The organism is Shewanella sp. MMG014, from assembly GCF_018100775.1.
Lineage (GTDB): Bacteria > Pseudomonadota > Gammaproteobacteria > Enterobacterales > Shewanellaceae > Shewanella > Shewanella japonica.
Window position 1 is genome coordinate 1 of the sequence record NZ_JAGJDZ010000041.1, and the last position, 361, is coordinate 361.

A 361-nucleotide genomic window follows, 5' to 3' on the forward strand; every position below is an offset into this window, starting at 1 on the left:
GTCGCCATCCACAAGCGTAGATAGGTCAACATTATCAACAGAGTAAGTGCCATCTGCATTGACTGCCACATCGGTGATGGTAATTGCAGTGCCCGCAATATCGGTGATAACCAGAGTGACCGTACCGCCAGCTGGAATATCCTGGCTCGTACCAGTGATATCGCCTTGGTTCGATGCATCAATCACTAAGTCTACTGTTAGCTCAGCATCAACAGCATCAAGGTTTTCAGTGTCGTTGGCCGATAAATCATTACCGTTGCTGTCGGTTGAGGTTGCAACCACTGTGATGTCGCCATCCACGAGCGTTGATAGGTCAACATTATCGACAGAGTAAGTGCCATCTGCATTAACAGCCACATCG

The 361-nt window shown here is 48.5% G+C and carries 1 protein-coding gene; it reads right to left on the minus strand.

Going from position 1 to position 361, the window contains the following annotated elements:
• Positions 1 to 361: hypothetical protein (locus tag J8L86_RS21040; RefSeq protein ID WP_211031456.1), on the minus strand; the 361-nt coding region annotated here is incomplete at both ends.